The 13,389-nt window shown below is 63.0% G+C and carries 10 protein-coding genes; 5 read left to right on the top strand and 5 right to left on the bottom strand.

The annotated features are described in order from the left end of the window. Positions 1 to 129 precede the first annotated feature (129 nt). Genes PG883_RS08055 through PG883_RS08045 form a run of 3 tightly spaced genes read right to left on the bottom strand, consistent with a single transcriptional unit; the run spans position 130 to position 3,313 of the window. Entirely contained in the window at positions 130 to 1,251 is a 1,122-nt protein-coding gene (locus PG883_RS08055; protein WP_039039348.1) for a beta-ketoacyl-ACP synthase III, read from the bottom strand. Between the two features lie 55 nt (positions 1,252 to 1,306). Further along, entirely contained in the window at positions 1,307 to 2,470 is a 1,164-nt protein-coding gene (locus tag PG883_RS08050; RefSeq protein ID WP_128297114.1) for a vWA domain-containing protein, read from the bottom strand. Next, a complete protein-coding gene (locus PG883_RS08045) occupies positions 2,471 to 3,313 on the bottom strand; it encodes an AAA family ATPase (protein ID WP_045523915.1) in 843 nt (280 codons plus the stop codon). A gap of 163 nt (positions 3,314 to 3,476) precedes the next feature. On the opposite strand from PG883_RS08045, the gene cysK reads away from it, so the two are divergent. The 5 genes from cysK (at position 3,477) to PG883_RS08020 (ending at position 8,271) form a co-directional block, all read left to right on the top strand. Then, positions 3,477 to 4,445: a cysteine synthase A gene (gene cysK / locus PG883_RS08040; protein WP_010673571.1), complete on the top strand. Its 969-nt coding sequence runs from the start codon at positions 3,477 to 3,479 to the stop codon at positions 4,443 to 4,445. Between the two features lie 443 nt (positions 4,446 to 4,888). Beyond that, positions 4,889 to 5,146 (top strand): HPr family phosphocarrier protein, encoded by a 258-nt coding sequence (locus PG883_RS08035; protein ID WP_005303128.1) that lies wholly within the window; start codon positions 4,889 to 4,891, stop codon positions 5,144 to 5,146. A gap of 44 nt (positions 5,147 to 5,190) precedes the next feature. Beyond that, positions 5,191 to 6,918, top strand: a complete 1,728-nt coding sequence (ptsI, locus tag PG883_RS08030; RefSeq protein WP_041213301.1) for a phosphoenolpyruvate-protein phosphotransferase PtsI — start codon at positions 5,191 to 5,193, stop codon at positions 6,916 to 6,918. Positions 6,919 to 6,961: 43 nt separating this feature from the next. Continuing rightward, positions 6,962 to 7,471 carry a PTS glucose transporter subunit IIA gene (gene crr / locus PG883_RS08025; RefSeq protein ID WP_010673569.1) on the top strand — a complete coding sequence of 170 codons (510 nt, stop codon included), beginning with the start codon at positions 6,962 to 6,964 and terminating at the stop codon, positions 7,469 to 7,471. Between the two features lie 254 nt (positions 7,472 to 7,725). Continuing rightward, the gene (locus PG883_RS08020; RefSeq protein ID WP_010673568.1) at positions 7,726 to 8,271 is read left to right on the top strand and encodes a cytochrome b; all 546 of its coding nucleotides are present in this window, start codon (positions 7,726 to 7,728) and stop codon (positions 8,269 to 8,271) included. Positions 8,272 to 8,352: 81 nt separating this feature from the next. Here the strand turns inward: PG883_RS08020 and PG883_RS08015 are convergent, their stop codons facing one another. Together PG883_RS08015 and PG883_RS08010 are read right to left on the bottom strand one after the other, a co-directional pair. Further along, positions 8,353 to 12,108 (bottom strand): AAA family ATPase, encoded by a 3,756-nt coding sequence (locus tag PG883_RS08015; RefSeq protein ID WP_128297113.1) that lies wholly within the window; start codon positions 12,106 to 12,108, stop codon positions 8,353 to 8,355. Continuing rightward, positions 12,105 to 13,331 (bottom strand): exonuclease SbcCD subunit D C-terminal domain-containing protein, encoded by a 1,227-nt coding sequence (locus tag PG883_RS08010; protein ID WP_128297112.1) that lies wholly within the window; start codon positions 13,329 to 13,331, stop codon positions 12,105 to 12,107. Before PG883_RS08010 ends, PG883_RS08015 begins: the two co-directional genes overlap by 4 nt. Between the last annotated feature and the right edge of the window lie 58 nt (positions 13,332 to 13,389).

Genomic DNA, 13,389 nt, shown 5'->3' with positions numbered 1-13,389 from the left:
GATGCACGGCGACAGCAGGGTGATGGTGGTGGTGTGTTTGGAGACAGCCAGTTTACCAGCACCCTGTCTGTCAACTTCCACTTTCCCAGGATCCCGCGAAGAACCTTTTTTATGGGCAAAACAGGGTGCTCAGCGCCGCTGCAGCAGCAGGCTGCCGATGGAGTAACCGGCGCCAAAGGAACAGAGCACCCCGCGAGCCCCGCTCGGCAGATCCTGGTTGAAGAGGTGGAAGGCGATGATGGAACCCGCCGAGCTGGTGTTGCCGTAGCGGTCGAGGATGACAGGCGCCTCCTGCTGGCTGGCGTCGTGGCCCAGCAACTTGCGGCCGATAAACTGGTTCATGGTGAGGTTGGCCTGATGGAGCCAGAGCCGGCTCAAGCCATCGGCCGCCCATCCCTGCTCCGCCAGCTGGGAGGCTATCTGATCGCACACCAGGGGCAGCACCTCCTTGAACACCTTGCGCCCCTGCTGGCGGAACAGCTTGTCGTCGCCGTAGCGGGTGCGCGGGCTGAGCCGGTTCAGGAAGCCGAAGTTGTTACGGATGTTGTTGGAGTACTGGGTCACCAGCTTGCTGGCCACCAGTTGCCAGGGGTTGGCCACCTGGCAATCGGCCTCCCGCTCCAGCAGCACGGCGGTACAGGCATCCCCAAAGATGAAGTGACTGTCCCGATCGCGGAAGTTGAGGTGACCCGAGCAGATCTCCGGATTGACCACTAGTGCCAGCCGGGCGGTGCCTGCCGCCAGCATGTCTGCGGCGGTCTTGATCCCGAAGGTGGCGGAAGAGCAGGCCACGTTCATGTCGAACGCCAGGCCGCTGGCGCCGAGATAGTGCTGCAATTCGATGGCCAGCGCCGGGTAGGGGCGCGGCATGTTGGAGGCGGCGACGATGACAAGATCGATCTCCCCCGGTTCACGACCGGCGGCGATCAGCGCCTGCTCGGCGGCCGCCACCGCCATCTCCACCATGATGGAGGGCTGATCGTCCGGGCGCTCCGCCATGAGCGGCTGCATGATGTCGGGATCCAGCACCCCCTCGCTGCTCACCAGATAGCGGCTCTTGATGCCGGAGGCCTTCTCGATGAACTCGCAGCTCGAGTGCTGTTTGGCAGGCAGCTGCCCTGCATCGATGGCGGAGGCGTTCTCCTCGTTGTAGAGATCCACGTACTGGTTGAAGGCCGCCACCAGCGCTTCATTGCTGACGGCAAAGGGAGGGGTATAGAGGCCTGAGCCACTGATTACGATAGAGGTCATCTTTGCTCCTGGCCGGGTGCAATCCCGGCTTGTCTGTTTTTTAGGGTTCAGAGGGTCACAGCTGGTCGATGGCCGCAGCCAGACCCGCCAGGGTCAGCGGGTGCATCCGCCCGCCGATCAATTCGTTCATCAACTTAATGGAGGGGTGCCACAGCCACTCCTGCCTTGGCAGCGGATTGACCCACACCATCTTGGGGAAATGTTGTTGCAGGCGCCCGAGCCACACCTGGCCGGGCTCCTCGTTCCAGTACTCTACGCTGCCACCTGGCCAGGTGATTTCATAGGGGCCCATCTTCGCATCCCCCACCACCATCACCCTGTAGTCGCTGCCGTAGGTACGCAGCAGCCGCAGGGTATCGAGCCGATCATCAAGGCGCCTGGCATTGTCCTGCCAGACAAAGTCGTAGAGGCAGTTGTGAAAATAGAAGAACACCAGGTGCTTGAACTCGTGGCGCAGGGCCGAGAAGAGGCGCTGTACCTCGGCCACGTGGGCATCCATGGAGCCCCCTACGTCGAAGAAGACCAGCAGTTTGACCCCGTTGTGGCGCTCGGGCCGCAGCTTCACATCGAGCCAGCCTTGCCTGGCCGAGCTTTGGATGGTGTCGTCGAGATCCAACTCGTCGGGATTGCCCCGGCGCACCCAGCGCCTGAGCTTGCGCAGGGCGAGCTGGATGGCGCGCTGCCCCAGGGGCGAGTCGTCACTGAAGTTGCGAAAGTGGCGCGCCTCCCACACCTTGGTCGCCCGCCCGTGCCGGCCCTCTCCCCCCATGCGGATCCCTTCCGGGTGATAGCCGCCGTGACCGAACGGGCTGCTGCCCCCGGTGCCGACCCACTTGTTGCCGCCGGCGTGACGCTCCTTCTGCTCGTTCAAGCGCTGGTTTAGGGTCGCCAGCAGCTGGTCGAGCCCGCCAAGGGATTGGAGCAACGCCTTCTCCTCGGCGCTCAATAGCCGCTCGAACTCCTTGCGCAGCCACTCCTCGGGCAGGCTCTCCGGCAACAGGGGGATGGCGGCCAACCCCTCGTAATACTCGGCGAAGGCGCGATCGAAGCGATCATAGTGCGCCTCGTCTTTCACCAGCAGGCAGCGGGATAGCTGGTAGAACTCGTCCATGTCGAGGCTGGCCAGTCTGGCTGCCAGCGCCCCGTGCAGGTCGAGCAGCTCCCGCAGGCTGCAAGGAAGCTTGTGGCGGCGCAGGTGAAGGAAGAAGTCGATGAGCATTCAGCCGCCGCGGCGCGCCAGGAAGGCGAGCTTCTCGAAGAGGTGCAAGTCCTGCTCCGTCTTGAGCAGGGCACCATAGAGAGCGGGCACCAGCTTGCCGGGCTCACGGGTGCGCAGGGCCTCGGGGGCGATGTCGTCCGCCAACAGCAGCCGGATCCAGTCCAGCAGCTCCGAGGTGGACGGCTTCTTGCGCAGCCCCTCTACCGCACGCAGCTCAAAGAAGAGCGTCATCGCCTCGTCGAGCAGCCGCTCCTTGAGGTCGGGGTAATGGAGCTTGACGATGGCCTGCATCTCGGCCTTGTCGGGAAAGCGGATGTAGTGGAAGAAACAGCGGCGCAGGAAGGCGTCCGGCAGCTCTTTTTCGTTGTTGGAGGTGATGATGACCACGGGGCGCTGGCGCGCCTTCACGCGCTCGCCGGTCTCGTAGACATCGAACTCCATCCGATCCAGCTCCAGCAGCAGATCGTTGGGAAACTCGATGTCCGCCTTGTCGATTTCATCGATGAGCAGCACTGGCCGCTGCTCTGCGCTGAAGGCCTGCCACAGCTTGCCCCGGCGGATGTAGTGGCCTATCTCCCCTACCCTGGGGTCACCGAGCTGGGAGTCTCGCAGCCGGGCGACGGCATCATATTCGTAGAGCCCCTGCTGGGCCTTGGTGGTGGACTTGATGTGCCAGCTGATGAGCTCGGCGCCCAGGGACTCGGCCACCGCCTCCGCCAGCACGGTCTTGCCCGTACCGGGCTCACCCTTGATGAGCAGCGGCTTCTCCAGCACGATGGCGGCATCGACGGCCATCTTCAGTGCCTGTGATGCGAGATAGCGGTCGCTTCCTGCAAATCCCATGAGATCCCTTCCATTGGATGCCCAGGCAGCGGGAGCCCCCTCGGCAAGAGAGAATAAGTTCTATATGTTGTAATAACATATTGTTATAACGATTCGTCACTTCTCATTCAGAAACCACAGGGTAATCTTGTTTCATCGCCTTAACAAACACAGGGATAGCACCATGAGCAAAATTTTTGAGGACAACAGCCAGACCATAGGCAACACCCCGCTTGTTCGTCTCAACCGTGTTACCAAGGGCCGCGTGCTGGCCAAGATCGAGAGCCGCAACCCAAGCTTTAGCGTCAAGTGCCGGATCGGTGCCAACCTCATCTGGGATGCCGAGAAACGCGGCGTGCTGACCAAGGGCAAGGAGATCATCGAGCCCACCAGCGGCAACACGGGCATTGCCCTGGCATTCGTGGCTGCGGCCCGCGGCTATCCCATCACCCTGACCATGCCGGCCACCATGAGCCTCGAGCGCCGCAAACTGCTCAAGGCCCTGGGTGCCAACCTGGTACTGACCGAAGGTCCCCTCGGCATGAAGGGCGCCATCGCCAAGGCCAACGAGATCCTCGAATCCGAGCCGGGCAAGTACGTGCTGCTGCAACAGTTTGAAAACCCGGCCAACCCGGAAATCCACGAGCAGACCACTGGCCCCGAGATCTGGGACGCCACCGATGGCGAGGTGGATGTGTTCGTGGCGGGCGTCGGCACCGGCGGCACCATCACCGGGGTCTCCCGCTACATCAAGAAGACCAAAGGCAAGGCCATCGTCTCCGTGGCGGTCGAGCCCAGCGAATCCCCCGTCATCAGCCAGAAACTGGCGGGTGAAGAGATCAAACCGGGTCCGCACAAGATCCAGGGCATCGGCGCCGGCTTCATCCCGGGCAACCTGGATTTGAGCCTGCTGGACCGCGTCGAGCAGGTGAGCAGTGACGAGGCCATCGAGATGGCCCGCCGCCTGATGGAAGAGGAAGGGATCCTGGCCGGTATCAGCTCCGGCGCTGCCGTGGTCGCTGCCAACCGTCTGGCCGAGCAGCCGGAGTTCGAAGGGAAAACGATTGTCGTCATCCTGCCGAGCGCCGCCGAGCGTTACCTCTCCAGCGCCCTCTTCGCCGGTGTGTTCAGCGAGCAGGAATTGCAGCAGTAGTTGATCAGCCAACACCAAAACGACGGCGCTCCTCGGAGCGCCGTTTTCATTATGCGCTAAACTCTCTAGCCACCAGTGCCACTCGGCCCCTTATTTTTTGGGGTAAAATAACAAAATTGGATATGACAAAAAAAGCAGACATTCTGTGATAAATCTCATATCCTGTGCGGCGTCACGAGGTGTTTGCTGGCAAGGTATCACAAGGTAACAAAGTGTTATTTTTCGTTATAAAATAATTTCAGGCCAGTCCTGACGCGGCTTGCAGCCTGATAGCGAAAAAATACCTGGCCACAACGCCGAATACTGCACAGAAAATTGACCTGGATTAAACCATTGCAGGTCTGATTTCGTTACTTTACAACATATCCATACTGACACGGTGAGACAGGAAGCCTCATTGGCGACCATCTCTCCAAACAATATCAATAATATGGGGTGAAACCATGTACGAGAAGTCTGTTGTTATTACTGCTGAAAACGGCCTGCACACCCGTCCTGCAGCTCAGTTCGTGAAAGAAGCCAAAGAATTCCAAAGTGAGATCACTGTGGTCTCCGGTGGCAAATCCGCCAGCGCCAAGAGCCTGTTCAAGCTCCAGACCCTGGGTCTGACCAAAGGCACCAACGTGACCATCCAGGCTGACGGCCCGGACGCTCAGAAAGCCGTTGAGAAGCTGGTTGCCCTGATGGACGAGCTGGAGTAATCCAGCTTTATTCCTCCCCCACAGTCGTTTTAATAGGAAGGATTATGATATCTGGCATTCTTGCGTCCCCCGGTATCGCATTCGGCAAGGCGCTTCTTCTGAAAGAAGATGAAATCGTTATCAATCAGGGCAAGATTCCCGCCGAACAGATTGATGCCGAGATCAACCGCTTCCTCGAAGCCCGCACCAAGTCAGCCGCACAGCTGGAAGCCATCAAAGAGATGGCCGGTCGCACCTTCGGTGAAGAAAAAGAGGCCATCTTCGAAGGCCACATCATGCTGCTCGAAGATGAAGAGCTGGAAGGGGATATCAGATCCTTCATCAAAGAACACAAGGCCTCTGCCGACAGAGCCGTTCACGAGGTGATCGAACAGTACGCCAAGATGATGGCCGATCTGGATGACCCCTATCTGCGTGAGCGCGCCACCGACTTCCGTGACATCGGCACCCGTCTGGTCAAGAACGTACTGGGCATCGCCGTTGTCAACCTGAGCACCATCGACGAAGAGGTCATCCTGGTCGCCAAAGACCTGACCCCGTCTGAAACCGCTCAGATCAACCTGAAATACGTGCTGGGCTTCGTCACCGACATCGGTGGCCGTACCTCCCACACCTCCATCATGGCCCGCTCCCTGGAGCTGCCGGCCGTCGTGGGCACCAACGACATCACCGAGCGCGTCAAGAACGGTGACATGCTGGTGCTGGATGCGATCAACAACCAGGTCATCATCAACCCGACCGCCGACCAGTTGAACGAAGCCAAGAAGTTCCAGGCCCAGTTCCAGGCCGAGAAGGACGAGCTGGCCAAGCTCAAAGACCTGCCTGCCATCACCCTGGATGGCCACCAGGTCGAAGTGTGCGCCAACATCGGGACCGTCAAGGACACCGAAGGTGCCATCCGCAACGGCGCCGAAGGCGTGGGTCTGTACCGTACCGAGTTCCTGTTCATGGACCGTGACGCGCTGCCGACCGAAGACGAGCAGTTCAAGGCTTACAAAGAAGTGGCCGAAGCCATGCCGGATCAACCGATCATCGTCCGTACCATGGACATCGGCGGCGACAAAGAACTGCCCTACATGAATTTCCCGAAAGAGATGAATCCCTTCCTGGGCTGGCGTGCCGTGCGTATCTTCTTCGATCGCACCGACATCATGCACGCCCAGCTGCGGGCCATCCTGCGTGCGTCTGCCTTCGGCAAACTGCGCATCATGTTCCCGATGATCATCTCCGTCGAAGAGTTCCGCAGCCTGAAGGCTACCGTGGAGACGCTGAAAGCCGAACTGCGTGCCGAAGGCAAAGCCTTTGATGAATCCATCGAAGTCGGTATCATGATCGAGACCCCGGCCGCGGCCGTGATGGCTCATCATCTGGCCAAGGAAGTGGATTTCTTCAGTATCGGTACCAACGACCTGACCCAGTACACCCTGGCTGTCGACCGTGGTAACGAGATGATTTCCGCCATGTACAACCCGCTGTCACCCTCCGTCCTGACCCTGATCAAGATGGTGATCGACGCTTCCCATGACAATGGCAAGTGGACCGGTATGTGCGGTGAACTGGCTGGTGACGAACGCGCCACCCTGCTGCTGCTGGGTATGGGTCTGGATGAGTTCTCCATGAGCGCCATCTCTGTACCGCGTATCAAGAAGCTTATCCGCAACACCAACTTCGAAGATGTGAAGGCCATGGCCGACCAGGCGCTGAGCTTTGCCACCGCCGCCGAAATCGAAGCGTGCGTAGATAACTTTATTAAGCAGAAGGCAGTCTGCTAAGATCGGCTGCAAACAGCGACAATCATCTCTAGGAGCTTTTACTATGGGTCTGTTCGACAAACTGAAGAAACTGGTTTCCGACGACAGTTCTGACACTGGCGGCATCGAAATCTTTGCTCCGCTGTCCGGCGAAATCGTCCCCATCGAAGATGTGCCTGACGTCGTCTTCGCCGAGAAGATCGTCGGCGACGGCATCGCCATCAAACCGGCCGGCAACAAGATGGTTGCTCCGTGCGACGGCACCATCGGCAAAATCTTCGAGACCAACCACGCGTTCTCTCTGGAGTCCGACTCTGGTATCGAGCTGTTCGTTCACTTCGGTATCGACACCGTCGAGCTGAAGGGTGAAGGTTTCACCCGTATCGCTCAGGAAGGTCAACAGGTCAAGCGCGGTGACACCATCATCGAGTTCGATCTGGCCGTTCTGGAAGCCAAAGCCAAGTCTACCCTGACACCTGTGGTCATCTCCAACATGGACGAGATCAAAGAGCTGGTGAAGATGACTGGCGCCGTGACCGTGGGCGAAACCCCGGTGATCCGCATCAAGAAATAATGCGCCCTGGCCTGACGCCAGCGACCGCCAAAAACCGAAGCCTGGTGCTTCGGTTTTTTTTTGCCCCTTCCATCTCCCGATACTCCATGGGCTCCCGCACAGGTCAGCATGACGGCAAACAGGCAGAAATGTTATCGAGATCAACACGGGCATAAGCAAGCCGAGTACCCTCAAGAGGGATACCTGCGGGTCCTTTGGCTCGATATGAGACGGGATGAAAAGAGATAAGCCGCTTAAGTGGCGAGGAGACAACGATGCTGAGAAATACCGAACAACGTTATGGCAGCCTGAGCATAGGGCTGCACTGGTTGACCCTGCTGCTGATGATCGCCGTCTATGCGCTGATGGAGTTCAGGGACATCTTCCCCAAAGGGTCGGCCGGCCGCGACCTGATGAAGGAGTTTCACTTCATGGTGGGTCTGCTGATCCTGGCGCTGGTGGTCGTGCGCCTGCTGGTGCGCGTGGGTAGCCCTTCACCGCGTATCGTGCCCGAGCTCTCCCCCCTGATGCTCACGCTGGCCAAGCTCGCCCACCTGGCGCTCTATGGCTTCTTGCTCCTCACTCCGCTGCTGGGCTGGCTGCTGCTGAGTGCGGGCGGCAAGCCCATCCCCTTCTTCGGCCTGGCGCTCCCCGCCCTCATCGCCCCCGACGACGGCCTGAAGGGCACCATCAAGGAGTTGCACGAGACGCTGGCCAACATTGGCTATGCCCTGATTGCCCTGCACGCGGCGGCAGCCATCTACCACCACCATGTGCTCAAGGACAACACCCTGACCAATATGCTGCCCGAGCGCAAATAACCAGCAACGAGTTGCACACCAACAAAAAGGCCCCTGTGACAGAGGCCTTTTTGTTCATGGAGGGCCATGGGCGACACGTCGTCAGCCGGGCAATACCACCCGGCTTTCGCCGCCACCGAGGGCCTCCACCCGCACCTGCACGCCGATCCGCTCCACCAGGGTCTGCACGTGGGAGATGACCCCGATCTGGCGACCGGCCGCCTGCAGGGAATCGAGGCTGGCAAGCGCCAGATCCAGGCTGTCGGGGTCGAGGGTGCCGAAGCCTTCGTCGATGAACAGCGATTCGACCTGGGTCTGGCGCGACGACAGGCTGGATAGGGCCAGCGCCAGCGCCAGCGACACCAGGAAGCTTTCACCGCCGGAGAGGGAATCCACCGAGCGCACCTCATCCCCCATGTCGAGATCCACCACCTGCAGCGCCAGATCGGTGCCGGGCACTCGCTCCAGCCGATAGCGGGGGGAGAGCTCGGCGAGCTGGGCGTTGGCCTCCAGCAGCAGCCGCTCCAGGGTGAGGCTCTGGGCGAAGGTGCGCAGCTTGGCGCCGCTGGCCGAGCCGATAAGGTCACAGAGGCGCTGCCAGTGATCCGCCACCGCCTGCTGGGCAGCCAGTTCCTCCTGCAAGGTGCCCGCTTTGAGGGCCGCCGCCTCGGCCTGGGCCAGCGTGCTCTTGCACTGGAACAGCTGCTCGTCGAGAGCGCGGCAGTGCGCCTCCAGCGCCGTCAGCCGGCTGTCGAGCTCCTGTGGCGCCAACGCGGCCAGCTCCGGGTGATGCTCGCGGTAACGATCCCGCTTGCTCTCCTCCAGTGCCAGCGCCCGCTGCCGCTCGGTCAAACGGGTACGCGCCTCGGCGCGGGCATCCTCCAGCGCCTGCAAGGCGGCGCGGCGCCCCTTGAGCTCATCCGGGCTCATGGCCAGCAGGCGGCGCAGGTCATATTCGGCGATGCCGAGGCTGCTGGCGTGGGCAGCCCAGCGCCCCAGCACCTCCCGCCGCCGCCGGCTGCTCACCTGCTTCTCCTGCTCCAGATGGCTGAGACGGGTCTTGAGCTCGGTCTGACGCTCGCGCAGGGCGCGGGCCGCCCCCTGCATCGTCTCCAGCTCGCTGGCCAGCTGCTGCAGCCGCTGCTGCCAGCGGCTCTCGACCAGGGCAATCTCCTCGCCCCCCAGACAGGTGGCACGGCTGGTGACCAGCCCCTGTCGTTGCTGTTCATGCTCCTTGTAGTCACGCTCGAGCTTGTGCAGCAGCTCGCGCTGGGTCTGCAGACGCGCCTCCTGGGCGCTCAGGGCCGGGGTGAGGCTGGCAATCTCGCCGGTCAGCCGCTCCCACTCGCTCTGGCCGTGCAGCCAGGCCTCGCAGGCCCGCTGCCACTCGTGCCACTGCTGGCTGCCCAGCCACTGGCGCCAGGGCTGGCCTCCCATCTGCTCATCGAGCCGGCTGCCTCCCTGCTCAAGGCGCTGGCGCAGGGTCGTTTCCTGCTCGCCCATTGCCTTCACCTCCCCTTCTAGGGCGATGCGCTGGCGGTCGGCCTCCTGCCACTGCTGCTCGAACTGCTGGTGCTGGCTGGCCAGCTGACTCAGCTGCTGGCGCACGGCCTGCAACTGCTGCTGCCCCTGCTGGGCCTCGCGCAGTTGCTGCTGGCTGCGGACCAGCCCCTGCTCCAGACTCTGGCCGCGACCGAGCAGGGTACTCATCAATTCGTTCCACTCGATCGGGCTCTGACGCAGCGGCAACGGATGGCCCAGCAGCTCGGCACCGCCCAGCTGCTGCCAGCGCTGGGTCAGCTGCTCGGCGCGCGTCTCCAGCTCAGGCAGATGCTGCTGGCGCACCGCCAGCTGGCGGGCCAGCTCCTGGCGTTCGCTCTCGCACTGAATGTATTGGTGATTGAGCCGCTCCCACTCGAGCTCGAGGCTGCGGACACGCTCCGCCAGTTGCCCCAGAATGCCCGCCACCTGTGGCTGGCTCTGGTGATAGGGGTGCTCCTCGGCGCCGCAGAGCGGGCAGGGTTCACCGTCGCGCAGGATGTGGCGATGCTGCTCGAAACTGGCGATGGCACGGGACTGTTCCAGTGCGTGACGCGCCTCGTCCCGTTGCAGGGCGAGCCGCTCGCGGGCCGGCGTCAGCTCGTCGCCGAGGATGGCCAGCTTGCCGAGCGCCTGCTCCAGCTGGACGATCTCCTGCTGCAGGCGACCATGCTGCTCACCGTGATTGCGGCCATAGTCCGCCAGCTCCAACAGCTGGCGCAGCTGGCCCAGCTGCTCAGTCTGCCCTTGCCACTGCTCCTGCGCCTTGGCCAGACGCCCCTCCCACTGCTGCTCCTGCAGCTCGTGCTGTTGCTGCTGCAGTCGCGCCTGCTCGCGCTGCCAATAGTCGCGCTCCTGCTGCCCCTGTTCCAGCTGATGTTGCAACTGCCTGAGGGCGCGCAGCTTGTGTTCGCGCAGGGTGAGCAGTTGCTGCAGCCTGTCGGCATCCTCGGCCCAATCCTGCATGGCGGTGAGCAGGGGCTGCCACTGACGGGCCACCGGCGCCAGCTCCTTGTGCTCCTCAAGCCAGGCACCCCACTGCTGGTGCTGGCCCTTGAGCTGCTCCACCTGCTGGCACTGCTGGCGCCAGCCCTGCTCCAGGGTGAGCTGCACCTCCCGCTCCTGCGCCCCCTCCTGCTGGATCTTCTGCAGTTGCTGCTGCTTTTCCCGAATGCGGGTGTCGAGCTCCTGCGCCCGTTTGAGTTCAGGCTGCAGGGCGCCCCACTCGCGCTCGGCGGCGATCTTCTCCGCCAGCAGTTGCTGTTCGGTGAGGGCGCTCTGCTGGGTCTTCTCCTCCAGCTTGCCAAGTTCAGGGCCAAGCTCGGCCAGCGCCTTCTCCTGCTGCTGCACCTCCAGGGTGAGGCGAGCCAGTTCGTCGTGATCCGCGCGGGCCACCTGGGCCTGCTCGGCGCGGACGAACTCCTCGCGCTCGGGAGCGGCCGCAGCGTGGGCAGCCTCGGCCGCGGCAAGGGCCTCCTCTCCCTCCTGACAGGCCTGCAACTGGGCAGCGATGCGGCCGTTGAGATCGCGCAAGTCCTGCATCAGCTGCTGTTGCTGCTGCTCGTGCTTGAGGCTGGTGGCGAGGCTGACCTGCTGGCTCACCCACTGCTCGCGGGTCGCCTCGTCCATCAGCGCCACGTCACCGAGCCGCTGGCTGATGGCAGCCAGTTTCTGCTGCTCCTCCCGCGCCCGCTCATGGGTCTGGACCGAAATGGCGGAGTAGAGCTCGGTGCCGGTCATCCGTTCGAGCAGGGCCGAACGCTCGTCGGCGCTCGACTTGAGGAAGGCGGCAAACTCCCCCTGGGGCAGGATGACGGCGCGGCGAAACTGCTCCCAGGAGAGCCCCACCAGCTCGTCGATGCGATCCTGCAGCTCCCGCTTGCTGCCACTGAACACCTGGCCCGACGCCACGTCGGTCAGGCTGCGCTCCTGGGCCTGAAAGCGCCCCTCGGCGCGGTTGCGGGCCCGGCGCACCGCCCAGCGGGCCAGCCAGATGCGGCCGTCACAGCCGCGAAACTGCACCTCGGCAAAACCGCTGGCGTGGCCGCGGCTGAGGATGCCGCGCACGTCGTTGGCCTTGAGCTTCTCCTCGTCATCCATGCGGCCCACTTCGGCCACGTTCTTGCGATTGGCGATAAAGCGCGGCATCTCGTCGTAGAGTGCCAGACAGATGGCATCGAGCAGGGTACTCTTGCCCGCGCCGGTATTGCCGGTGATGGCAAACAGGCCGGCGGCCCCCAGGGCGCCACCGGCAAAATCGATGGTGAATTGACCGGTCAGGCTGGCCAGATTCTCCCCTGACAGCGACAAGATTTTCATTGGCTGGACTCCTTCACCTGCTCCAGGATCTCTTCAAACGACGCCACCAGCTCGGCCTCCGGCTCCCCGTCGAACTGACGCTGATAGCAGAGGCGAAACACCTCGGTGGGGGAGAGCTCATCGAGCCTGCGCTGGCCGGCACCATCCGCCAGCCCCAGGCCCGAGCCCTGATAACTGGTCGTGATGCGGGCAAGGCGCACCGGCTTGTCGCCGATGGCGGCCAGCACGCGCTCGCGGATGCGGGCCTCGGGTTTGGGCAGCAGCAGCCGCACCTCGAGGAAGGGCTGCGCCTGCTGCGGGCAAGCAGGTAGCGCCAGCGCCTCGATGGCCTGGAGCGCCTCGTCAAGGCCGCTCTGGGGCAGCCGGATCATCTCCACCGCGCGGGGCACCGGGATCCGCTCAAGGCGGGCCAGTTTGCCCCTCTCAAACGTCACCTCCAGCACCTGATGGTTGTAATTCGCCTCGGCCAGCGAGAGCGGCAGCGGCGAGCCGCTGTAGTGCACCCCCTCGGCCGGACTCTGGGCCAGGTGCAGGTGACCCAGCGCCGTGTAGTCGGCGGCGGCAAACAGCTCGGCAGGCAGGGCATGCTGGTTGCCGCCGAGCACCCGCCGCTCGGAGAGCTCGGAGAGCTGGCCCGTCGCCAGATAGGCGTGGCCCATGGCGATGAGGGCCTGATCCGGATGGCAGCGCGCACGCCCCTCGCTCAGCACCGCCTCATAGACCTGGCGTACCCCTTCGATGAGTCTGTCCTGCCCTTCACTGATCCCGTCGGGGCGCAGATCGCTGCTGCGCAGAAACGGCACGGCGGCGCACCAGGCGGCCACCTCGCCGTTCTTGCCTCGCAGCGGCACCAGCAGGCGCTCGGTCTCGAGGCGCCCCTCGTCGTCCCGGCTGATGCTGCCCACCAGATGGAGGTCGAAAGCGCGCAGCAGCTCGTGGGGGGCATCCAGCTTGGAGGGAGAGTCGTGGTTGCCGCCGATGAGCACCATCTCCAGTGCCGGGTGCTCGGCGCGCAGCCGCGCCAGGAAGCGGTAGAGCTGCTGCCAGGCACTGGCGGGAGGGTTGGCGGTGTCGAACAGATCGCCCGCCACCAGCAGGGCGTCGATGTCGCGGGTCTTGATGGTGTCGGCCAGCCAGTCGAGGAAGGCGTCGTGTTCGAAGCGGCGGTCGTGGCCGTGAAGCTGATGACCGAGGTGCCAGTCGGCGGTGTGCAGGATCTTCATGGAAAACGGCTCGATAAGGAGAAGAGAGCGGGGGCGAAGGCGCCCCGGGATGGAGACA

It is taken from the genome of Aeromonas sp. QDB25 (genome assembly GCF_027707725.1).
Taxonomy (GTDB): domain Bacteria; phylum Pseudomonadota; class Gammaproteobacteria; order Enterobacterales; family Aeromonadaceae; genus Aeromonas; species Aeromonas caviae.
The sequence above is the reverse complement of the archived record's forward strand: the minus strand, read 5'-3'. Positions and strand labels throughout refer to the sequence as shown.

What these genes read in the sequence shown, in the direction of transcription:
- cysK (WP_010673571.1), top strand. Translation starts at nt 3,477, where the DNA reads ATGAGCAAAATTTTTGAGGACAACAGCCAGACCATAGGCAACACCCCG.
- PG883_RS08045 (WP_045523915.1), bottom strand. Translation starts at nt 3,313, where the DNA reads ATGGGATTTGCAGGAAGCGACCGCTATCTCGCATCACAGGCACTGAAG.
- ptsI (WP_041213301.1), top strand. Translation starts at nt 5,191, where the DNA reads ATGATATCTGGCATTCTTGCGTCCCCCGGTATCGCATTCGGCAAGGCG.
- crr (WP_010673569.1), top strand. Translation starts at nt 6,962, where the DNA reads ATGGGTCTGTTCGACAAACTGAAGAAACTGGTTTCCGACGACAGTTCT.
- PG883_RS08010 (WP_128297112.1), bottom strand. Translation starts at nt 13,331, where the DNA reads ATGAAGATCCTGCACACCGCCGACTGGCACCTCGGTCATCAGCTTCAC.
- PG883_RS08055 (WP_039039348.1), bottom strand. Translation starts at nt 1,251, where the DNA reads ATGACCTCTATCGTAATCAGTGGCTCAGGCCTCTATACCCCTCCCTTT.
- PG883_RS08020 (WP_010673568.1), top strand. Translation starts at nt 7,726, where the DNA reads ATGCTGAGAAATACCGAACAACGTTATGGCAGCCTGAGCATAGGGCTG.
- PG883_RS08035 (WP_005303128.1), top strand. Translation starts at nt 4,889, where the DNA reads ATGTACGAGAAGTCTGTTGTTATTACTGCTGAAAACGGCCTGCACACC.
- PG883_RS08050 (WP_128297114.1), bottom strand. Translation starts at nt 2,470, where the DNA reads ATGCTCATCGACTTCTTCCTTCACCTGCGCCGCCACAAGCTTCCTTGC.
- PG883_RS08015 (WP_128297113.1), bottom strand. Translation starts at nt 12,108, where the DNA reads ATGAAAATCTTGTCGCTGTCAGGGGAGAATCTGGCCAGCCTGACCGGT.